The 21,165-nt window shown below is 69.0% G+C and carries 19 protein-coding genes and 1 pseudogene; 10 read left to right on the forward strand and 10 right to left on the reverse strand.

Going from position 1 to position 21,165, the window contains the following annotated elements; all coding sequences use genetic code 11:
* Positions 1-69: 69 nt before the first annotated feature.
* From ACWGIC_RS09275 to ACWGIC_RS09290, 4 genes are read left to right on the forward strand one after another with little or no spacing between them, the layout of a single operon-like run.
* Positions 70-291, forward strand: a complete 222-nt coding sequence (locus ACWGIC_RS09275; RefSeq protein WP_452075404.1) for a DUF6480 family protein — start codon at positions 70-72, stop codon at positions 289-291.
* Between the two features lie 54 nt (positions 292-345).
* A complete protein-coding gene (locus ACWGIC_RS09280; RefSeq protein ID WP_452075405.1) occupies positions 346-1,776 on the forward strand; it encodes an MFS transporter in 1,431 nt (476 codons plus the stop codon).
* Positions 1,773-2,990, forward strand: coding sequence for an AI-2E family transporter (locus ACWGIC_RS09285; RefSeq protein ID WP_452075406.1), 1,218 nt, complete (start codon positions 1,773-1,775; stop codon positions 2,988-2,990). Before ACWGIC_RS09280 ends, ACWGIC_RS09285 begins: the two co-directional genes overlap by 4 nt.
* Positions 2,971-3,360, forward strand: a complete 390-nt coding sequence (locus ACWGIC_RS09290; protein ID WP_452075407.1) for a hypothetical protein — start codon at positions 2,971-2,973, stop codon at positions 3,358-3,360. Before ACWGIC_RS09285 ends, ACWGIC_RS09290 begins: the two co-directional genes overlap by 20 nt.
* A 164-nt stretch (positions 3,361-3,524) precedes the next feature.
* Here the strand turns inward: ACWGIC_RS09290 and ACWGIC_RS09295 are convergent.
* Positions 3,525-4,043: pseudogene (locus tag ACWGIC_RS09295) on the reverse strand (hypothetical protein); the annotation flags it as partial.
* 56 nt (positions 4,044-4,099) lie between these two features.
* Here ACWGIC_RS09295 and ACWGIC_RS09300 point away from each other — a divergent pair.
* On the forward strand, positions 4,100-4,732 hold the full coding sequence (locus ACWGIC_RS09300) for an ABC transporter ATP-binding protein (RefSeq protein WP_452075408.1): 633 nt from the start codon (positions 4,100-4,102) through the stop codon (positions 4,730-4,732).
* 119 nt (positions 4,733-4,851) lie between these two features.
* The gene (locus ACWGIC_RS09305) at positions 4,852-6,144 is read left to right on the forward strand and encodes a DUF6297 family protein (protein ID WP_452075409.1); all 1,293 of its coding nucleotides are present in this window, start codon (positions 4,852-4,854) and stop codon (positions 6,142-6,144) included.
* Positions 6,145-6,199: 55 nt separating this feature from the next.
* Here ACWGIC_RS09305 and ACWGIC_RS09310 read toward each other — a convergent pair whose 3' ends face one another.
* Positions 6,200-6,715, reverse strand: coding sequence for a DUF4232 domain-containing protein (locus ACWGIC_RS09310; protein WP_452075410.1), 516 nt, complete (start codon positions 6,713-6,715; stop codon positions 6,200-6,202).
* A 231-nt stretch (positions 6,716-6,946) separates the two neighbouring features.
* Between ACWGIC_RS09310 and ACWGIC_RS09315 the strand changes: the two genes are divergently transcribed.
* The 3 genes from ACWGIC_RS09315 (at position 6,947) to ACWGIC_RS09325 (ending at position 10,548) form a co-directional block, all read left to right on the forward strand.
* Positions 6,947-7,627, forward strand: coding sequence for a response regulator transcription factor (locus ACWGIC_RS09315; protein ID WP_452075411.1), 681 nt, complete (start codon positions 6,947-6,949; stop codon positions 7,625-7,627).
* An 11-nt stretch (positions 7,628-7,638) separates the two neighbouring features.
* Positions 7,639-9,000, forward strand: a complete 1,362-nt coding sequence (locus ACWGIC_RS09320) for a sensor histidine kinase (protein ID WP_452075412.1) — start codon at positions 7,639-7,641, stop codon at positions 8,998-9,000.
* Between the two features lie 237 nt (positions 9,001-9,237).
* The gene (locus ACWGIC_RS09325) at positions 9,238-10,548 is read left to right on the forward strand and encodes an outer membrane protein assembly factor BamB family protein (protein WP_452075413.1); all 1,311 of its coding nucleotides are present in this window, start codon (positions 9,238-9,240) and stop codon (positions 10,546-10,548) included.
* A gap of 171 nt (positions 10,549-10,719) precedes the next feature.
* Here the strand turns inward: ACWGIC_RS09325 and ACWGIC_RS09330 are convergent, their stop codons facing one another.
* The 5 genes from ACWGIC_RS09330 to ACWGIC_RS09350 all read right to left on the reverse strand — a co-directional run bounded on the left by ACWGIC_RS09330 (position 10,720) and on the right by ACWGIC_RS09350 (position 15,601).
* The gene (locus tag ACWGIC_RS09330; protein ID WP_452075414.1) at positions 10,720-11,553 is read right to left on the reverse strand and encodes an SDR family NAD(P)-dependent oxidoreductase; all 834 of its coding nucleotides are present in this window, start codon (positions 11,551-11,553) and stop codon (positions 10,720-10,722) included.
* Between the two features lie 35 nt (positions 11,554-11,588).
* Entirely contained in the window at positions 11,589-12,989 is a 1,401-nt protein-coding gene (locus ACWGIC_RS09335; protein WP_452075415.1) for a solute carrier family 23 protein, read from the reverse strand.
* Positions 12,990-13,092: 103 nt separating this feature from the next.
* A complete protein-coding gene (locus ACWGIC_RS09340) occupies positions 13,093-13,515 on the reverse strand; it encodes a cupin domain-containing protein (protein WP_452075416.1) in 423 nt (140 codons plus the stop codon).
* A 33-nt stretch (positions 13,516-13,548) separates the two neighbouring features.
* A complete protein-coding gene (locus ACWGIC_RS09345) occupies positions 13,549-14,370 on the reverse strand; it encodes a phosphoenolpyruvate hydrolase family protein (RefSeq protein WP_452075417.1) in 822 nt (273 codons plus the stop codon).
* On the reverse strand, positions 14,357-15,601 hold the full coding sequence (locus ACWGIC_RS09350) for a Tm-1-like ATP-binding domain-containing protein (protein ID WP_452075418.1): 1,245 nt from the start codon (positions 15,599-15,601) through the stop codon (positions 14,357-14,359). Before ACWGIC_RS09350 ends, ACWGIC_RS09345 begins: the two co-directional genes overlap by 14 nt.
* Before the next feature lie 113 nt (positions 15,602-15,714).
* Here ACWGIC_RS09350 and ACWGIC_RS09355 point away from each other — a divergent pair, with 113 nt between their 5' ends.
* On the forward strand, positions 15,715-17,148 hold the full coding sequence (locus tag ACWGIC_RS09355; RefSeq protein WP_452075419.1) for an aminotransferase-like domain-containing protein: 1,434 nt from the start codon (positions 15,715-15,717) through the stop codon (positions 17,146-17,148).
* 77 nt (positions 17,149-17,225) lie between these two features.
* Here the strand turns inward: ACWGIC_RS09355 and ACWGIC_RS09360 are convergent, their stop codons facing one another.
* The 3 genes from ACWGIC_RS09360 to ACWGIC_RS09370 all read right to left on the reverse strand — a co-directional run bounded on the left by ACWGIC_RS09360 (position 17,226) and on the right by ACWGIC_RS09370 (position 21,164).
* Positions 17,226-17,879: a cutinase family protein gene (locus ACWGIC_RS09360; RefSeq protein ID WP_452075420.1), complete on the reverse strand. Its 654-nt coding sequence runs from the start codon at positions 17,877-17,879 to the stop codon at positions 17,226-17,228.
* Positions 17,880-17,977: 98 nt separating this feature from the next.
* A complete protein-coding gene (locus tag ACWGIC_RS09365; RefSeq protein WP_452075421.1) occupies positions 17,978-19,747 on the reverse strand; it encodes a chloride channel protein in 1,770 nt (589 codons plus the stop codon).
* 127 nt (positions 19,748-19,874) lie between these two features.
* Positions 19,875-21,164: an ArsB/NhaD family transporter gene (locus ACWGIC_RS09370; protein WP_452075422.1), complete on the reverse strand. Its 1,290-nt coding sequence runs from the start codon at positions 21,162-21,164 to the stop codon at positions 19,875-19,877.
* Between the last annotated feature and the right edge of the window lies 1 nt (position 21,165).

Consider the following 21,165-nt stretch of genomic DNA (forward strand, 5'->3'; position numbering starts at 1 on the left):
GGTCACGTTTATCCACGGCTGAAGCGGCAACCCCGTCCGGTGACCGCACCCCCGACGAGGAGACCGGACATGACCGCACCCGGGCCCGAGCCGGACGACGTGCCGGGTCTCGAACCGGGCGGTTCCGTGCCGCCCGGCGACACTCCGCCCGACGCCGGGCAGACCTCGGGACTCTCCCATCCGCAACCGATGCCGTCGCGCGCGCTGCCTGCCCGATGGCTTGTCGCCGTCGCGATCCTCGTGCTCGTCGTGGCGGCGTTCTTCGTCGTCCGCGCTCTCGACTGGTTCTAGCCGAGCCGTTTGCGAGCGATCTCCGCCGGGAATTCGCGCCGCGAGGTGATCGACGTGGTGCGAACCGAGGTGCCGGCGCGGATGGACCGGCTGCCCTGGTCGTCGTGGCATTGGCTGATGCTCGTCGGGCTGGGCACAGTGTGGATCCTCGACGGGCTCGAGGTGACCATCGTCAGCGCGCTGTCGGACCGGCTGACCGAACCCGGCAGCGGCCTGGTCCTGTCCGCGACCGAGGTCGGCCTGGCGACCTCGTGCTACGTCACCGGCGCGGTCTGCGGTTCGCTGGTCTTCGGCTACCTGACCGACCGCTGGGGCCGGAAACGCCTGTTCCTGCTGACCCTCGGGCTCTACCTGCTGGCCACGGTCTTGACCGCGTTCTCCTTCGCCCCCTGGTGGTTCTTCGTCATGCGGTTCCTCACCGGAGCCGGTATCGGCGGCGAGTACGCGGCGATCAACTCCGCGATCGACGAACTCGTTCCCGCCCGCTGGCGCGCGACAGTCAGCCTGTCCGTCAACGGCTCGTACTGGTTCGGCGCGGCCGGCGGAGCGGCGCTCAGCCTGGTCCTGCTCGACGTCGGCCTGATCCCGGCCTGGCTGGGCTGGCGGCTGGCCTTCGGACTGGGCGCGGTGCTCGGCCTGTTCATCCTGATCGTCCGCCGGACTGTCCCGGAGAGCCCGCGCTGGCTGTTCACGCACGGCCGCGCCGACGAGGCCGATCGAGTCGTCACCGGCATCGAAGAACGCGTCAAGGAAGCGACCGGCCGGCAACTCGAACCGGTCGACGACGCCATCGAGGTCGAGGAACGCGCTCGAACCAGCCTGACCGAGGTCGCGGCGACCCTCGTGCGCGGCTATCCGAGGAGGACGCTGCTCGGGCTCGCGCTGTTCGTCGGGCAAGCTTTCCTGTACAACGCCGTCTACTTCACCCAAGGCCTGGTGCTCAGCCGGTTCTTCGGCATCTCCAGCGGCTCCGTCGGGCTTTACCTCGTCCCGCTCGCACTGGGCAGCTTCGCCGGTCCGCTGATCCTCGCGCGGTTTTTCGACTCGATCGGCCGCCGCCCGATGATCGTCACCAGCTACCTGGGCTCGGGTGTTCTGCTCGTCGGGACCGGGCTGCTGTTCCAAGCCGGAGTGCTGTCCGCGTTCACCTTGACGATCGCCTGGTGCGCGGTGTTTTTCCTCGCTTCGGCTGGGGCCAGTTCCGCGTACCTCACGGTGTCGGAGATCTTCCCGCTTGAGGTGCGGGCGTTGGCGATCGCCATCTTCTACTCCGTCGGCACCGGCCTCGGCGGGATCGTCGGGCCGGTGCTGTTCGGCAGCCTGGTGGAAACCGGCGTCGTCGGCAACGTCGCGTTCGGGTATTACCTGGGCGCGGGCATGATGATCGCCGGCGGCCTGGCCGAGGCGGTTCTGGGGATTCAAGCTGAACGACGCTCGCTCGAATCGGTCGCCGAACCACTGTCGGCGAAGGCAGCGGCGAGATGAGTGTCCCAGCCCGCCGGGTCGCGGGCACGAACCGCCATCGACGCCGGGAAGCCGCCGACGTGGTGCCGTGGTCGCTTCGGGTCGCGGCGGCGGCCAGCTGGCGGTTCCTGGTCGTGCTGACCGTGCTCGGGGTCATTGCGTGGACACTCGGCTATCTCGCGCAGGTCACCGTCCCGATCGGGATCGCGCTGCTCCTGTCGGCGTTGTTCGCACCGCTGGTGGAGCGGCTGGTGCGCTGGCACGTGCCGCGCGCGCTGGCCACGCTCGTCGCGATCGTCGTCGGGCTCGCCGTCCTCGGCGGGGTTCTCGCGCTGGTGATCACCACGGTCACCGCGAGCCTGCCGCAACTGGGCAGCCAGGTCGGAGCCAGTCTCGCGCGCATCAACGACTGGCTTCAGCACGGTCCGCTCCACCTGCCGCAGGTGCAGCAGCTCCTCGACAAAGCGGTCAGCGCGATCCAGGGCAACACCGCCGAACTCACCACCCGGGTGCTCTCCACCGCGGCGACCGTCGGCGGCGTGCTGACCGAGATGCTGCTGACGCTGTTCGTGCTCGTTTTCTTCCTCTACAGCGGCAACCAGGTGTGGCACTTCCTGCTGCGGATCGTGCCCGCCACCCTCCGCGACGAGATCGACGTCGCCGGTCGCCGCGGGTTCGCTTCGCTGGTCAGCTACGTGCGTGCGACCGTGGCCGTGGCCTGCGTCGACGCGGTGTGCATCGGCGTCGGGATCTGGCTGGTCGGGGTCCCGCTCGCGGTGCCGCTGGCGGCGCTGATCTTCATCGGCGCGTTCGTGCCGATCATCGGCGCGGTGGTGACCGGTGCGGTCGCCGTGCTGATCGCACTGGTCGCGAACGGATTCGTCTCGGCGGGCATCGTGCTCGCGATCGTCGTCGCGGTGATGCAGCTGGAAAGCCATGTGCTGCAGCCGCTCCTGCTCGGGCGCGCGGTCCGGCTGCATCCGCTTGCCGTGGTCCTCGGCATCGCACTCGGCCTGGAAGTCGCCGGGATCGTCGGGGCCCTGCTCGCGGTGCCGATCCTCGCTGTCGCGAAAGCGGCGTTCGGGTCCCTGCTGCGCGACCCGCATCTGGACCCGGTCGACATCGACCCGCTGCGCCCCGCCAACGCCCGCGCCGCCGGACGATCAAGGGTTTCGGCCGTGCGGAGGCGGGTAACCGCACGTCGGAGGGACTCTGATGACGAGCTTGATCACTGACAACGCCGATGGCGCGGCACCGCGGCGAGGACCGCTCGAACGCGGTTTTCCGCTACCCCGTTCCGCGCCGCCGACTGTGTCCTCGACGCTGCACCGGCTTTCCTCGATGGCGTCATTGCGCGCGTGGGAACAACGCTCGACTCCCGCATTGATGCACCAAGCGATTCTGGACGGCGTGGGCGCTCGCCACGCCGCCGAAGCGGCTCACCTGAGCGTCGAGGAAGCACACGTGCGGTGGGGCGCTTGGGCGGCCAAACGACTGGCCCCGCAGTATCCCGGGATCGCGGCGGAACTGCCGGTACAGCAATTCCTCAAGGTGCACGCGGCTTTCGCAGCGGCTCTCGCGGGCGAAGAGACCTTAACCGCGTAGGTCCGCTTCCAGGGCGGTTGCCGTCGCGCGCAGTGCCGCGACCTGTTCCGGCGGCAGCTCGGCGAGCAGGAGCAGACCGGCCGTCGTCTGATGGACCGGGAAACCATCCCTTCGCGGGAACCCACGCGCAGCGCCTGCGAGCATTCGACGCTCGCGATGAACCGGGCGGTGTCCCCGGTCCGGACGGTCAGGTTCACCGACTCGTCCAGCAGATCGACCAGCCTCCGCAGGTGCGGCAAGGCCGCCGCGCGCAGCTTCGACGCGGCCGACTGCGAGTGCGCGGCCAGCTCCAGCACCGGGCCCACCTGGTAGGCCCGGTTGGCGTCCTGGACAGCGAAATCGCGGTACACGAGCATCGCGAGCCCGAACGTGTCGCCGCGGATGTCCGCAACGGCAAAGTGTCCACGCGGGACGAGACCGGTACGACTGGTGCCGCGGCAGCGGCATTCCCGCGTTATGGCAATGGCTCCCGACTCTGTCACGGAGCGGCGGGGTTGTCGGAAGTCCTGTCGTTGCTGTCCTCCGCCGGCAGCCAACCCGACGATGCCGCGCTGCGAAGGAATCTCGTCGGGTCGGCGATCGATGCGTCTCCAGACGACGGGCCTTGGCCGGACGGATGCGGGCTGTTGCTGGGGTGGCCATCGCGGCGTTGAGGCTTGCTGAGCCGGCGATACCATCGCCATTGTGGTGGGCCAACCGCTGCGAGGCAGGTCCGGTCAAGGTGAATGAAAGGTCCGCGGTGAGCGGCAAGCACGTGCTCGTGGTGTCGAACGCCGTCAAGGCGTTCGGCGATCTCGTCATCCTCGACGACGTCAGTTTCGGGATTCGGCGAGGAGAGGCCGTCGGGGTCGTCGGGACCAACGGCTCCGGAAAATCGACCCTCCTCAAATGCGTCGTGGGCGTGGAGGAGCTCGATTCCGGCGAGGTCATGCTCAACGGATCCCCGCTGGAGGAATCCAGTCCGGCCACGCGGCGGGACATCGCGTGCCTGCTCGACGACATCGATTTCTTCCCGGACCTGTCCGTGATCGAACATCTGAGGTTGTGCGCTTGGGCGCATGGAATGGAATCGCCCGAAGAATCGGCCCTGGCGGTGGTGGACGAGGTAGGACTCTCAGCGGCGAAGGACCAGCTGCCGGCGACCTTGTCCACCGGGCAGCGGCATCGTCTCGGGCTCGCCTCGTGCTTCGTCCGTCCACGCCGGGTGGTGATCCTGGACGAGCCGGAGCAACGGCTCGACTCCGCAGGGATCCAGTGGCTCACGGAAAAGCTCATCGAGGAGAAGAAAGCCGGCCGGGGACTGCTCATCGCCTCGCACAACGGGCCGTTGCTGGACACCGTGGCGGACACCGTCGTGAAGGTCGGTGCTTAGTGCTCCAGCAAGAAGCGGCGACCGTGCCCTCGGCACAACAGGCCAAGCGATTGGTCCGCTCCTGCCGATCGAGACGCACGCCAATCCGTGAACGGGTCGCTGACCTGATGCTCGCGGCCATGTACACGGCGATGATCGCAGGGCTTGCCGCCGGGGCCGCTCAGCTCGGCTTCGAACGCGCGGCGACCATGAACAGCAGCGTCGCGTCGACGGTATTGCGTCAGTGGGTCGTGTCGATCGGCGTGTTGATGGCCGCCATCGCGTGCGCGAAAGCCGCACTGCGTTTCGGACCGGTTCTGGTTCAGGGGCCCGCGCAGTCGTGGCTGCTCAGCAGCCCGGTTGACCGGCGCGGGCTCCTCGGCGGACGGTTCGCGATCGTCCTCTCGTCCGGCGCGGTCGCCGGCGCTCTGCTCGCCCTGCTCGCGATGATCGCCGGCGGCGGAACCGCTCCGTTGGTGCCTGGCGCGCTCGCCGTCGGTGCGGCACTGGGCTGTGCGGCCGCGTCGGCGACGGTGGCCGTCCAAGCGAATGTCCGCATCCGTCCGGTGCAGGCAGCGCTGAACCTCGCGCTCGGACTTTGCCTCGCCTCGATAGTGGCAGTGCTGGTCCTACGCCCGGCGACTCCTCCGGCAGCGGCTCAGCTGATGACGGACCGAGGCGTCGTCGCGGCAGGCGTGGCTGTCTTCGTCGCGGCCGTGCTCACTTGGTTTGCCCAAGCACGCCTTGCGAAGCTCTGCAGGGCAAAGCTCTCGGTTGGCGCGAACATCGCGCAGGCGGCTTCGGTCGCGACGACCTTTCTCGAGCCCACGATCCTGTGGGGTGCGCTCCTGGCCGAGCACGCCCGACGGGTCGGGCGCGTCCGCTCCGCGCCATTGCGGGGCACCCGGATAGCGGCGCTCGCGCGAGCCGACTTCGTGCGCGTTCGAAGGACTTGGTCCGGGCTGGCGGTGTGGGCCGGGCTGCTGCCTCTGCCGTATCTGGCGGAAGCGATCGTGACTCCGGTCGCGCTCCCCGCCGTGCACGTGATCACGGCGTTCCTCGCCGCGGACCGGCTCGCCGGCGGGTTGCGGATCATCAGCCGCTCACCCGCGCTCAGGCGGATGCTCGGAGGCAGCGACCGGCAACTGACCCTCGCGCACCTGGTGCTGCCGGCTACCGGCGCGGTCGTGTGGTGTGCGGCGACAGCACCGGCGTTGCCCAACGCGGCCCTTCTGGTCTGCGTGTTGTCCGCGATCGGAGCCGTTCTCGTCATTTACCGGATGGCGACGCGCCCCCCGATCGAGTACGCGACTCCCACGCTTGAACTCGGCTTCGGCACCGGTGGCGTGCCTATCTGGCTGTCGATCCAACTCAGCCGGGGCCCCGCCCTCTTGCTGGCGCTCGCGTGGGCGCAAACCGCCCTCGCCGGTTGATCCTCGGGGCTCTTGCCGATTCAGGATTTCGGGCCAGGTCGCGCATCTCCGGTCTTCAGCGCTCTTGAACCGCCCGGACAGCCAGCGGTCGCTGCCCAGGCAGGTGTTTCGCGCACGCCCGCGCGTTGGGCTCCGCCACGATCGCCGACTCGGTGTTGCCCGGCGGATAAACCCGCAACCCATAGACCGGACGGGGCGCGCAGCTCGCGGGATCGTAAACGTCGACGTCGACCTGGTCGACCCACGCCGTGGCGGACTGGCCGGGCGCCAACGTCAGCCTCGGCGCCACCCCAGGTTCGCGTACCGCGGCATCGCCCACCTGGTGCCGGTCCGGGCCTGCGACGTAGGAAACCCCGGGGTGACCGGCCAAGGCGCAGGCGTCGCGGCCGGAGTTGGTGAAGACGATCGGCACGTAGTAGTGCCCGGCCGCCCCCTCTCCCCGGCCGAGGGTGACGTGCAATCCGCTGGTCCGGCACGACGCCGTGAGCGCGGAAGCTGGCTGGGCCGCACCGGTCGCGCCGGCGAGTGCGGCCACGACGCCGCCGATTACGAGGTACCGGGCCGAGATCACTGTCGTTCTCCCGTCGTCCGAGATTCCGCTGATGCTTCATCGTGGCAACGGCCGCCCGGCCGTTCGAGAGGCCAAGGACCCTCGTTGAGTCACTGCCTCCTACCGGCAAGGGCTCACCCCGCCGAAAACCCCGCCTTCTGCGGCTGTGCACGAAGGAATCCGCACCCATCCCGCCCTTGCCGCGATAGGCAACAATTTCTAGGGCATATTCTGCGGCGGAGGGGCGGCCCGATGACGGTGCGAGTCTTGCTGGTCGAGGACGACGCCCTGATCAGCGAAGCGCTTTCCCTCGCGCTCGCCGACCAGGGCTGCGCGGTGACGCAGGCCGCGTCCGGTGAAGAAGCGTTGCGGATGCTCGATTCCACGAGGGTGGACGTGGTTCTGCTCGACCTGATGCTGCCCGGAATAGGCGGGCTCGCGGTCTGCCACGAGTTGCGCGTGCGCGGCGATTTGCCGGTCATCATCATCACCGCCCGTGCCGACAGCCAGGACGTTATCGCGGGTTTGGAAGCCGGTGCCGACGACTACGTGACCAAGCCGTTGGTCGCCGGTGAGCTGGCGGCCCGGATCCGCGCGTTGCTGCGCCGGGCAGCGCCGGTCCGGCGGTGCTGCCTCCAGGTCGGCGATCTGCTGTTGAGCACGCACGACGAGACCGTTTCCCGCAACGGGTGCCCGATTCGCCTCACCCGCACCGAATTCCGGCTGCTGGCCGAGCTGGCGGCCGCCGACGGCGAGGTCGTCACCCGGGAACAGTTGCTGCACCGGATCTGGGGCCGCGACTACTTCGGCGGCACGCGGCTGCTCGACGTGCACATCAGGCGGTTGCGGCGCAAGGTCGAGCCGGATCCCGACTGCCCGCGCCTGGTGCTGACCGTCCGGGGAATCGGCTACCGCGCCGAGCCCCGCCCGTGAGCCCGGCTTCGATGTCCCGGCTTTCCTTGCGCTGCAGGGTTTCCGCGGCGTTCGGGCTCGGCCTGCTGGTGGTGGTCAGTGCACTGTCGGCGGCGACCTGGCACCTTGCCACCGGGTACCTGATCACCCAGCGCCAGCAGAGCGCCGACCGCCATTCGCGGGTGAACGCGCGGCTCGTCGACAACGAGGTCCAGACCCAGTCCGACGGCCTCGGCGAACTGCTGTCCGGCCTCGCCGCCGGGCCGAATTCGACGATCCTCGTTTCCCTGCCCGGCGGCTGGCGCACCGCCGGGCGCCCGGTCCGGCCCGAGACGCTCCCGGCCGGCCTGCTGTCGCGGGCCCGCTCCGGTGCGCCCGCGCACGAACGCTTCACCGCCAACGGAATCCCGGTCCTCGCGGTCGCCCAGCCCCTCGCCGGCGCGAACGGCTTCTACGTCGAGCTTCATCCGTTGATAGGGCTCGAACGGACCTTCCAGCACCTGCGCATGATCCTCGTCTCGGGCACTGTGGCGTGCGGGCTGTTCGGCGTCGCCGTCGGCGCGTGGACGGCCCGGCGCGCGCTCCGTCCGCTCGCCGCGTTCACCGAGACCGCCGCGCGAATCGCCCGCGGTGATCTCCGCGCCCGGCTCCCCGAACAAGCCGGGCCGGACCTCGCTCCCCTAGCCACGACCTTCAACGCGACGGCCGACGCCCTGGAACAACGCGTCCGCCGCGACGCCCGGTTCGCCGCCGACGTGAGCCACGAACTTCGTTCCCCGCTTACGACAATGACCAACGTCGCGGAAGTCCTCGAACGCCGCCGCGACGCCATGCCCGCACCCGCGCAGAAAGCGCTGGCGCTCCTGCTGGCCGAACTGCACCGGTTCCGCGGCATGGTTCTCGACCTCCTGGAGATCTCGGCGGTCGACCAGGCCGACAACGGCGAGGAACGCGAACTGGTGGATCTCGGCCCGCTCGTCCGCAGCGCAGTCGGGAACAGCCCCGCCTCGCGCCCCGCGCTGGACCTTCCCTCGGAGCCCCTGCTGGTCACCGCCGACCGGCGCCGCCTCGACCGGGTACTGGCGAACCTGCTCGACAACGCGGCCCGCTACGGCGGCGGTGCCGTGCGAGTGGCCGCGCACGCGCGAAACGGCGTCGTGCGCCTCGAGGTGGACGACGCCGGCGACGGGGTTCCCGCCGAACTCCGGGAACGCATTTTCGAGCGGTTTTCCCGCGGAGTGCACGCCGGGCGGCGGGATCCCGACTCGGGAACCGGGCTGGGATTGGCGATCGTCGCCGACCACGTGCACCGCCACCACGGCCGAGTCTGGGCGGAGGGACGGCCGGGCGGAGGGGCGCGGTTCGTCGTCGAACTTCCCGAAGCGCACGGCTGACCTGAGCACGCAGCGATCGGAAGCAACTCCCGGGGCACAGACGATATCCACACCGGCGAGCGCTCGACTGAGTGGCCGCACGTGATGTGCCAGTCATCTGAAGCCCACGTTGCCCGGGCCGCTTGTTCTGCCGTTCGGAGGTGTCGCGACCGGGAGCCCGGCTGGATACTGCGATACGGGGAGTCGCTAATCAGCGACCAGGAGTGATACCTCATGAAAAGGAATTGCCTCCGTACGGTGTTCGCGATCGCGGTCCTTGTCCTCGGTGCCAGTCCACCGGCGGCGGCCGCCGGTCATTCCCGGCAGCAGCTCGCCGCGGGCGATTGGCCGACCTATCACCACGACAACGCCCGCACCGGCGAAGCGGCCGATCTCGCTCCGCTGGGCACCCTCGGCACGGCCTGGCAGGCCACTTTGGACGGTGCGGTGTACGGACAGCCGCTGGTGGTCGGCGGTCAGATCCTTGCTGCCACTGAGAATGACACCGTCTATGCGCTCGACCCGGCGACCGGCGCGGTCCGCTGGTCGGCGCATGTCGGCGAACCGGCGAGAAGAGCGGAACTGCCGTGCGGGAACATCGACCCGCTCGGCATCACCGGCACCATGGCCTACGACCAGGCCACGTCACGGGTTTTCGCGCTGGCCGAGCTCACCGGCGGGCAGCACGTGCTGGTCGGGGTGAACGTCACTACCGGCGCGGTGGAGGTGCGCACCGAGCTGGAACCGCCTAAAGGGGATCGGCTGGCCCACCAGCAGCGAGCGGCGCTGACCGTGTTCGGCGACCGGGTTTACGTGGCCTACGGCGGGCTGGCCGGGGACTGCGCGAACTACATCGGTTCGGTGGTGTCGGCGACCACCGCGGGGACCGACCCGCTCAGTTACAGCGTGCCGACCACCAGGGAAGCCGGGATCTGGGCGCCGGGCGGCGGCGTCGTCGACGGGCAGCGGCTGCTCTACGCGGTGGGCAACGGCGAATCCACCACGGGCTACGACGACAGCGATTCCGTACTGGCCTTGTCGCCCACGCTGCAACGGGTGGATCTGTTCGCCCCGGACACCTGGGCCGACGACAACGCGCAAGACCTCGATCTCGGTTCGTCCAGCCCGACGCTGCTCGGCGATCATGTCATCGCGGTCGGCAAACGGGGAACCGGATACGTGCTGCACCACGACAATCTCGGCGGAATCGGCGGGCAGCAGGCCAAAGCGGAGATCTGCCAGTCCTTCGGCGGCAGCTCGACCAGCGGCGACACCGCGTACCTGCCCTGCAACGACGGTCCGCGCGCGGTCCGCATCGCCGCGGACGGCACCCCCACCGTGGCGTGGCATGCCGACGGGACCGCGAACGGCTCGCCGACCGTAGGCGGCGGCGCGGTGTGGGTGGTGGACTGGAACGACGGCGTGCTGTACGCGCTGTCACCGGCTGACGGGACAGTACTGGCTCAGCTGGACATCGGCGCTCTTCCGCATTTCGCCTCCCCCACTTTGTCCGGCGATCACGCCTACGTGGGCACGATGACCGGCGTGGTGGCGGTCTCCGGTGCCTGACTGAACTGCGCGCATCGGGGCACGGAAGAACCCAGTCCCGACAGCACAAATCCCCGGGTTGCCGTTTCCGGCGGCCCGGGGATTTGTGTGCTGACAAGGATTCGAGCCCGCTAGCTGCGATTCATGGACAGGTTCCGGATTTCGAAAGAGTGGTTGAAACAGGCCACGCGATCAGTACGGGGTTCCGCCGCCGTCTGCGTTGACTGCCTGGCCGCGAATGGCGAACGCGTTCTCGGAGAGGAGGAACGAGATGACCCGGGCGACCTCGGCGAGGTCGAGATGCCGTCCGGCCTGCTCGGTGATCATGGCGTCGAAGATGTCGCCGGCGGGTTCGTGGATGCGGTCGGAATAGGCGTCGGCCACCTGGCGGAGCATCGCGGTCGGCAAGCCTCCGGGGCAGACGCAGTTGACGTTGATGTCGGCGTGGGCCAGCGCCGCCGACATCATCCTGGTTTCGTTGATGAGCGCGGCTTTGCTCGCGCTGTAGGCGAGCGATTGGGCGTGGCCGACCTTTCCCGCCTCGGACGCGACGTTGACGATCGCGCCGGGCCTGCCGTCCGCGATGAGATGCTCTGCCACCAGCCGGGAGAGTTCGTACGGCCCCACGACGTTGACCGCGATCTGTTCCTCCCAGTCCGGCCGCGGAATCCGCAGGGGGTCGGAATGGCGGACGATTCCGGCGACGTTGGCCAGCCCGTCGACGCCCGAGAAGTGCGAAATGGCTTCGGCTGCCGCGGTTTCGATGCTCTCGGGCGAGCTCAGGTCGACGACGAACGGCGCTGCTCCCCGTGCTTGCCCGCCGAGTTCGCGCGCCGTGGCGGAAACAGCGTCGCCTCGGACGTCCAGCAGCGCGACGCGAGCGCCTTCCGCGAGCAGCAGCTCCGCGGTCGCTCGTCCCAGGCCGCCGGCCGCGCCGGTGACGATGAAGCGCTTGCCCGCGTGAACGGGAAACACCTCCGGTTTCCGGACCGGCAACGTCCGGGTCGCCGTGGTCTTGATGTGCATGATGGGTTTTCTCCTTGCTGGCTGGCAGGATTCGCCTATTCCGCGGAAACCGCCGGTGTTTCGGCAGCGGCTCGCGGGGAAGAGCGCCGCTGCAGCCCGTTGAAGACCAGGTTGAGGACCACTGCCACGACTGCGGTCACGACGATTCCGCTCTGCAGCACCATCTGGAGTCCCTGCGGGAAGGCGTTGAAAATCTCCGGATAGGAAGTGGGGATGAAGCCGGCTCCGAGGCTCAGCGCGACGACGATGAGGTTGCGATCGTTGTGCAGGTCGGCCTTGCCCAGAGTCTGGATGCCGACGGTGGCGATGATGCCGAACAGGGTCATCAGGGCCGCGCCGACCGCGGGTGCCGGCAAGGCAGCGGCTACGGCGGCCACCTTCGGCAGGCAGCTGAGCACGACCATCAGAACGCCGGCGGCGGCCACGACCCAGCGGCTTTTCACGTTGCTGGCCCGTACCAGGCCGATGTTGCCGTTGAACGTGGTCGGCGGCACCGAACCGACGATTCCGCCGAGCACGGCGGCGACGCCTTCGGCGAGGATGCCGCGGCGGACTTCCTTGTCGGTGGGGCCGCGTCCGAGGATTTCGCCGACCGCGAAGTAGCTGGACGTGCATTCCACGCCCACGATCAGGATGGCGACGGTCATCGCCAGTACGGCGCTGAGGTTGAAGGCCGGCAGCCCGAAGTGGAACGGCAGCACGAGCGAGAACCAGCCCGCCTTGGCGACTCCGCTGAAGTCAGCGATCCCGACGGCGGCGCTGACGGCCCCTCCGGCGACCAGGCCGACGAGAATGGCGATGCTTTTCAGCAGCCCTTTGCCGAAGCGGTAGATCAGAAGAATCGCGAGAAGGGCAGTCGCGGCTACCGTCAAATTGGCCGCGCTGCCGAACGACTTCGAGGTCGGCTCGCCGCCGCCGATCAGCTTGACCGTGATCGGCAGCAACGAGAAGCCGACCATCGCGATGACCGATCCGGTGACCACCGGGGGAAAGACCCGCAGCAGCGCCCCGTACAGCGGTGCAGCCGCGGCGAGCACGAGCCCCGCGATGATGGAAGCCCCGAAGATGGCCACCAGTCCGCCGATTCCGCCGCCATTGGCGTTGCCGATGGCTATCGCCGGGCCGATCACCACGGCCGAGCCGCCGAGCACCAGCGGTTTCCTGATCCCGATCCGCCAGACGCCGACCGTCTGGACGATCGTGGCGATGCCGCCAGCCAGAACCGTGGCGGCGAGGAATACCACGGTTTCCGCCTGCGGAAGGCGGATGCCGGCCGCGATGATGACCGGGAGCACGAGAACCGTCGCGTAGAAGGTCAGCAAGTGCTGGACGCTGTAGAGCGCGAACCGTCCGAATCTCGGCACCTCGTCGACGGCCGCGTCGGCGGCGGGAACAGTCTTCGAGGCGGTGGGGGCAGTGCTGGGCCGATCGACCATGATCGTCTCCATCGGAACGGGGGTGGACTGAGCTGGGTCGAGCTGTGCGCCCCCCGCGCACGAGCGGCGGCCGGACGGCCGCCGCGAGGTCAGGCTGGGCGGGTCACTGCGCAGAGCGCGTTTCCCGGACCCAGGTCGGGGTGGTCCCGGCCGGGATCTCCTCGTAGTCGGGCAGGGACCGGAAGTTCCGCTCCTCCCCGCCCGGGCTGTAGGTCACGATCAGCCGCAGCGCACGCCATCCGGTGTTGAAGGTCGAATGGTCCGCACCGCGCGGCACGAATACCGCGTCGCCGGTCTTGATCGGGAACGGTTCGCCGTCGCCGACCGTCTGCACCCCCTCGCCGTCGATGACATAAATGACTTCCTGGGCGTTGGGGTGGTTGTGGATCGCGTGCCCGCGTCCGGGGTAGACGATCACTTCGCCGACGGTGGTTTCGGCCTCCTCGATCGTGGACGGGTTCACCAGCCACTTGAGGGTGCCCCAGTCCAGGACCATTGTCGGCGTCTTTTCCGGTTCGACATGCATGCGGTTCTCCTCGATTCGGTGGTGCCCGCGGAGTTATGCCCGCAGGGCGGTGAAGGCCTTGACCTGGTCGACGATCGCCCGCTCGGTCGGCAGGCGCTCCATGGACGAGGCGCCGAAGAAACCGGCGACCCCGGTGGTGTTCTGGAGGACGTAGCCGACGTCCTCGGGTTCGGCGATGGGACCGCCGTGGCAGAGGACGATGACGCCGGGGTTCTCCGCCACGGCGGCGTCGCGCATCTGCTGGACGCGCTCGACCGCGACCTCGAGCGTGACCGCCGTGCGGGCCCCGACGGAACCTGAGGTCGTCAAGCCCAGGTGGGCCACGACGATGTCCGCTCCCGCGGCGGTCATGGCCTTGGCCTGCTCGGGGTCGAAAACGTAGGGCGACGTGATCAGGTCCCTTTCCCGGGCCGCGGCGATCATGTCCACCTCGAGCTGGTATCCCATCCCGGTCTCTTCGAGGTTCTGCCGGAAAACGCCGTCGTAGAGCCCGACGGTCGGGAAGTTCTGCACTCCGGCGAATCCCATGTTCTTGAGTTCGTCGAGGAACTTCGGGATGACGCGGAACGGATCGGTCCCGCACACGCCCGCGAAGACCGGGATCTCGGACACCACCGGCAGGACCTCGCCCGCCATTTCGACCACGATCGCGTTGGCGTCCCCGTAGGGCAGCAGTCCGGCGAGAGACCCGCGGCCGGCCATCCGGTAGCGCCCGGAGTTGTAGATGACCAGCAGATCCGCCCCGCCCGCTTCGGCCAGCTTCGCGGAAAGACCGGTCCCGGCGCCGGCTCCGATGATCGGCGCGCCGGAGCCGATCTTGGCGCGCCAGGCGGAAAGGCGGTCAGTTCTCTGCATTCTGGTCCTCCTCGGACGCGGTCAGATAGCGGAGCAGGGTCTCTGCTGCCGCGCGGGCGAATTCGGGGTCGTTGATGTGGGCGTCGACCTGGACGACCTCGACCGGACTGTCGGCGACGGCGGCGATCGCGGCGCTGGTCAAGGCCTCGTCCGCGGCGGTGTCTTCGAACAGGCCGCCGGAAGTGTCCAAAGCCGAGACGCCTCCGCCGGGGATGACCAGTGCTGTGGGGCCTGATGCCGAAGCGAGCTTGCGCCCGACGATGGTGCCCAGTTGCGCTGACTCTTCGGTAGTCGTGCGCATCAACGTGACGGTCGCGTTGTGTTCGTACAGCAGGCGCGAGGCGAACCGCGGGGGAACCGTGTCCCGGGCTCCGAAGTTGACCATGTCCAGTGCGCCCAGGCTGACGACTTGCGGGACGCCGTGCGACCCGGCGGCGGTGAGCCGGTCCGGACCGGCGGTGAGCACCCCGCCGACCAGTTCGTCCGCCAGCTCGGTGGTGGTCAGGTCGAGGACGCCGGCCAGGAAACCACCTGCTGCCAACCCTTCCAGCGCACGGCCGCCGGCGCCGGTCGCGTGGAAGACGAGAACCTCGTACCCAGCGTCCTCGAGAATGGCGCGGCACGCTTCGACCACCGGCGTCGTCACTCCGAACATCGACGCGGCCACGAGCGGCCGTTCGTCCGGCTGGGGTTCCCGGCGGGCATAGGCCTCGGCCATCCCGGCTACTGCTGCCACGGCGTTCCCGAGCACTGCCTTCGAGAGCCGGTTGATCCCGGCGATGTCGACGACGCTGTACATCAGCGTGACGTCGGACGCGCCGACATAGGGCGAGACGTCCCCGGAAGCCATCGTGCTCACCAACAGCTTCGGGAAGCCGACCGGCAGCACCTCCATGGCAGCGGCGGCGATGGACGAGCCTCCCGAACCGCCCGCCGAAAGGAACCCGTCAATCGAGCCGTCCCGGGCAAGTCTGGCGACGACCTGGGCGGCTCCGGCGCCCATCGCAGCCAGTGCCTTGCCCCGGTCGTCGTCCTCGATCAGCTCGCGAATGCTCGTTCCGGCAAGCCTGGCGACCTCTTCGCGCGTGGTCTCGGCCGCGCCAACCGGCTGGCCGGCGACACCGACGTCGATCAGGTGCACGCGGTGGCCCGATTCTTCGAGCCGGCCTCGCATCCACTGAAACTCCGCGCCTTTGGTATCGAGGGTCCCGAGCATCGCCACGGCAGCCATTGACTCCCCTACGGATCATCGTGCGCCGACTTCGTTGTGCGGCCAGGCTAGAGTGTGCACACGGGATAATTGGATCATCTAGGCCAATCGGCGATAATTGGCTGGAGGGCTTGATGCGGCAGGTATCCGCGGCGGAATTCGCGCAGGCCGTCGCAGGCTGGCAGCAGCACGCCGGCCGCAAAGCGGAACAGGTGGCCGCGGCGCTTCTTGACGCGCTGGAAGCACAAGAGATCCCGTTCGGCTCGCTCCTCCCGGCGGAACGCGCCGCGGCCGCCGCGGTGGGAGTCAGCCGCACGACGATCACCGAGGCGTATTCGCTGTTGCGAGAGGGAGGTTTGCTGGAAAGCCGGCAAGGAAGCGGCTCTCGCCTTCGCCGGCCCGACGGCAACCGGAAAAGTCCGTCGTTGCCGAGCTTCGAGCCGGACAGCCGCCTGCGCAGCTTCTCGGACCGGGACAGCGACGAGTCGCGTCCGGGACAGTTCGTCGATCTCTCCAGCGGCAGCCTCCCCGGCCTGGCCCTGGTCAGCGAAGCCTGGCAGCGGACCGCCGACCGGGGCATCGACGCCTTGCTGGCCGCTGACGGCTACGAGCCGCGCGGCCACCTCCCGCTCCGCGAGTCGATCGCCGCGCTCTGCACCGACACGGGGGTTCCCACCGATCCCGACCAGATTCTCGTCACGTCGGGCTCCCAGCAGGCCCTGGAGATCATTTCCCGCACGTGGATCGACGACGAAGAGCCCATCGTCGTCGAGGATCCTTCCTACCGCGGCGCGCTCGAAGCGTTCCGGGCCCGCGGCGCGCAGATGTACACCGTCCCGGTCGAACGCGACGGCGCAGACGTGCAGGTATTGGAGCGGATCACCCGGCGCACCCATCCCCGGTTCGTCTATCTCCTCCCCACCTCGCACAACCCCACCGGCGTGCACATGTCCGCGGAGAAACGACAGGCGGTCGCCGATCTCGCGAACGAGCGCGGCTTCGTGGTGATCGAAGACGCGTCCTGCGCGCACCTCGCCTTTCGCCCTCCGCCGGCCGCGAACCTGTTCGGATTGGTCGACGCCGCGCAGTCGGTCCTGATCGGGTCGTTGTCGAAGCTGTTCTGGGGAGGCCTGCGGGTCGGCTGGATCCGCGGGCCGCGTCCGATGATCGAGCGGTTCCAGCGAGCGAAAGTCGCCATGGACCTCGGGACGTCGCTGCCGAGCCAGATCCTCGCGCACGAACTGCTGCCCCGCACCGCCGAAGCCATGAAAACGCGGGCAGCCGCGCTGCTCGACGGCCTCGCGGAACTCGAACACGCACTCGCGCTGCACCTGCCGCATTGGTCGTGGACCCGGCCGGACGGTGGAAGCGGACTGTGGGTCAAAGCTCCCGGAGTCGACACCGAGAGCCTGGCGGACGCGGCAAAGCGCGCGGGCGTGCGGTTCACGCCAGGACCGGCCTTTTCCTCAGTCGGCGGGCAAACCGAGATGCTCCGGCTTCCCTTCGGCAGAACCGGCGGCCTGGAGGAAGCAGTCGCACGGTTGTCCGCGATCGCGGCTGCCAGCTGACTTTCCGGCCAGTCGTGCACCGCCGCGCCTGGCCGGTTCCGGGCGGAAGGGACGGCCGGGCGCGGCGGCGGTTATGCCTACCAGGGCATCCAAACGCCGTTGTACCACTGCTCATTCGCGCTGTCGTTGTGGTGATCGCCGTCGAAGTCGACGCCGTAGTGGTTGATGTGGTCGGCCGGGTAGCCCAACGGGCTGGCGGAGGTGTCGCAGACGTAGTCCACGGTGCAGATCGATTTGACCGGCACATTGCCGAAAAACCGGTCGACCCCGGCGAGCGGCGCTCCGACAGCCGGGCCGAACACGGCGGTTCCGCCGTCGGCTCCCGGGGGTCCCTGGCGCTTGGGGTCGGCGACGAGGATGGCGTTGACGTTGTCGAACGTCGTCCAGTTGGTGGTGACCCAGACGTGCACCACCGCGGCGCCCATGGAGTAGCCCATCATTTTGACGTGCTGGCCCGGGCACGCCGCGCGCTGCTCGCGGACCAGGCGGTTCAGCTCGTTGACGCCCGCCTGGGTGCTGGCGCCGTTGGGGATGTCCGTCGGATACCCGACGTGCTGGGTGACGTTGTAGAAGCGGTCGTCGTACCAATGGCTCCGCCACCCGCCGACAGCGATCGAGTACGTGCCGTCGCACGGTGCCGTGTCGGCCCGCGCGACCGGTCCGGCGGCGAGCGAAAGCCCGGTTGTCGCCAGCAGGCCGGTCACCAGCGTCGCGATGCTTTTCTTCTTCATGCGAACCTTTCCTGTGGCTGGTCGAATCCCCTTCGACGATGACGGCGAGGCCGGGGAAACGCCCGGTCAGGAGGCCAGTCATGGCTGACCGGTCCGGCTTAGCCGCCTGTCACGGCGGGTTCCAGCGCACTCAGCACTGACTGGTGGGTGATCCACCCGGTCAGCTCATCGGTTCCGGTGAGCACGGGAAGGCCGGTGCCGGGTGCTTGGGCGAGCGCGTCGAGAGCGTCGGCAAGGGTGGAGTCGCTCGTCACGAGCGGGGGCAGCTCCGCGAGATCTCCGACCCGGCCCGCGTGGTCCTCGGCCACTGCCTCGGCGACCGCTCTCGCGGTGGCGCAGCCCTGGTACCGGCCGGCCTCGTCGATGACCGGCAGGATTCCGTGGCCGGACAGCGCGAGCGCGTGTGCGGCCAGTTCCAGCGGCAGGTCCTCGCGCAGCGGCTCCGGCAGCGGTTCGGTGACCGCGGAGACTTTCGTGCCCGCCAGCCGTTGCGCGGAGGGATGCTTGTCCAGATCGATGCCGCGGCGGCGGAGTTTGAGCGTGTAGATCGTGTCGCGGCTCAGCGCGCGGCTCACGGCGGTAGCGATCACGATGGCGGTCAGCATCGGCAGGATCACCGTGTACTGGCCAGTGAGTTCGAACAGCACGATCACCGCCGTGATCGGGGCTCGCGCCGAACCCGCGAAGGCCGCGCCCATGCCGATCAGCCCGTATACGCCCGGCGACGCCGTCACCGAGGGGAACCATGTGTGCACCGCGATCCCGAACGCGGTCCCGGCCATCGCGCCGATGAACAGCGACGGCGCGAACACCCCGCCCGAGCCGCCGATCCCGATCGTCAGGCTGGTCGCCACGATCTTCCCGACCATGAGCACCAGCAGGAACCCGAGAACGTACTTGCCCTCGACCGCGTTCTGCAGCACGGGATAACCCACCCCGTACATCTGCGGCAGCGCCAGCAGCAGCCCGCCGAGGAAGATCCCGCCCACGGCCGGGCGCAGCCACTCCGGACCCCGCCAGAGCCGGTCGCACAGGTCCTCGATCCAGTACAGCACCCGGGTGAACAGCACCCCGCACGCGCCGACGACCAGGCCCAGCGCCACGAACAGCAGGTACTCCACCGGGTTCCGCAGCGTGAACGGCGGCAGGTCCAGGAATGGCGCGTTCCCCAGCACCGCGCGCCCGACGACGCTCGCCGTCACGCTCGCGAGCACCACCGCCCCGAACGACTCCGCCGCGAAATCCCGCAGGATCAGCTCCATCGCGAAGAACGGACCGGCCAGCGGTGCGTTGAACGTCGCCGCGATCCCGCCCGCCGCGCCGCACGCCACCAGCACCCGCAGCCGTGATTCCGGCAGCCGCGCCGCCCGGCCCAGCGCCGACCCCAAAGCTGAGCCGATCTGCACGATCGGCCCCTCCCGGCCGACCGAACCGCCGGAGCCGATCGTCAACGCCGACGCCAGCGCCTTCACCACGCTCACCTGCACCGGAATCCGCCCGCCCCGCTCGGCGACGGCGTACATCACCTCCGGCACCCCGTGCCCGCGCGCCTCCGGGGCGAACCGGTGCACCAGCGGCCCGTACACCAGACCCGCCAGCACCGGGGCCAGCAGCAGGAACCACGGACCCAGCGCCGGAAACCACGAATGCGCCGCCCGCCCGGCCGCCGAGTAGTCCTCGTGCCCGGAAAACACGTGCGTGAACGTGGTGATCAGCCACCGGAACACCACCGCGCCCAACCCCGCGCCCGCACCGATCAGCACCGCCAGCCCGACCAGCCCGGCCCGGCTCTCCCGCACCCACCGGCCCACCGGCTGCCGGACCGGCACCACCAGCCCGCGCTTCCCCGCGCTCGCCTCCGAAGACATTGGTGCAGTATGCAACAATTGCGTCGGACATGGTTGCGGAATCGCTCACACCTGACTGGAATTTCTCAAGCGCCATAAGGGCTTTCGTCCGCTTTGCCCGTCATCGGGAGTTTCCTCGGACGGCGGGTCAGAACACGAAGTAGCGCAGCCACAGGTACGGCGCGGCCACCAGCACGGTGATCAGCGTGACGATCGCGCCCTTCTTGGTGAACTCCCAGAACGAAATCGGCGCGCCTGCCCGGGCGGCGAGACCCAGCACCACGACGTTCGCGCTGGCCCCGACCGCGGTCATGTTGCCGCCGAAGTCCGCGCCGATCGCCAGCGACCACCACAGCGCCTCGGAATGCGCCGGGTCCGGGATGTCGTGGGTGAGAGCGAGCACGAGCGGGCTCATCGTTGCCACATAAGGGATGTTGTCGATGACGCCGGACAGCAGCGCCGACACCCCGAGGATCAGGAACACCGCCAGCAGCGCGTTCCCGCCGGTGGCTCCGGCGGCGAGCTTCGCGAGCCAGTCGATCACCCCGGTTTTGACCAGCGCCCCGATCATGATGAACAGCCCGGCGAAGAACAGCAGGGTTTCCCATTCGACGCCGTCCAAGTACTGCTTCGGCGGGGTGCCCGAGAGCAGCACCAGCAGGCCCGCGCCGAGCAGCGCGACCACCGACGGGTCCAGGTGCACCACCGAATGCAGCACGAATCCGGCGAACACCAGCAGGAGCACTGCCCCGGACTTGACCAGCAGCTTCGGCTGCCGGATCGCTTCGCGTTCGTTGAGCGCCATGACGTCGGCGACGCGTTGCGGGTCCACAGTGAACGAACCGCGGAACAACCACGGCAGCACCAGGCACAGCACGACGAGTTCGAGCGCGACGATCGGCGCGAGATTGACCAGGAAGTCGTTGAACGCCAGCCCCGCACGGCTGCCGATGATGATGTTCGGCGGGTCGCCGATCAGGGTCGCGGTGCCGCCGATGTTGGACGCCAGCACCTCCGCGATCAGGAACGGGACGGGGTTGATGTCGAGCCGGTCGCACACCAGCAGCGTCACCGGCGCGATCAGCAGCACCGTGGTGACGTTGTCCAGGAATGCCGAGGCCACCGCGGTGATCAGCACCAGCAGCAGCATGATCCGCAGCGGCGACCCCTTGGCGCGTTTGGCCGCCCAGATCGCGACGAACTCGAACACGCCGGTGCGGCGCAGGATCCCGACGATGATCATCATGCCGAGCAGCAGGAACAGCACGTTCCAGTCGACGCCGGTGTCCTCGGAGAAGAACGCGTCGCCCGACCCGCTCACCCCGGTCGCGAGCACCACGCCCGCCCCGGCCAGCGCGGCGGTCATCTTCGGGATCTTCTCGGTCGCGATGAACACGTAGGCGACCACGAACACGACGACCGCGATGACCGTGCTCACC

It is taken from the genome of Amycolatopsis sp. NPDC054798, from assembly GCF_053611505.1.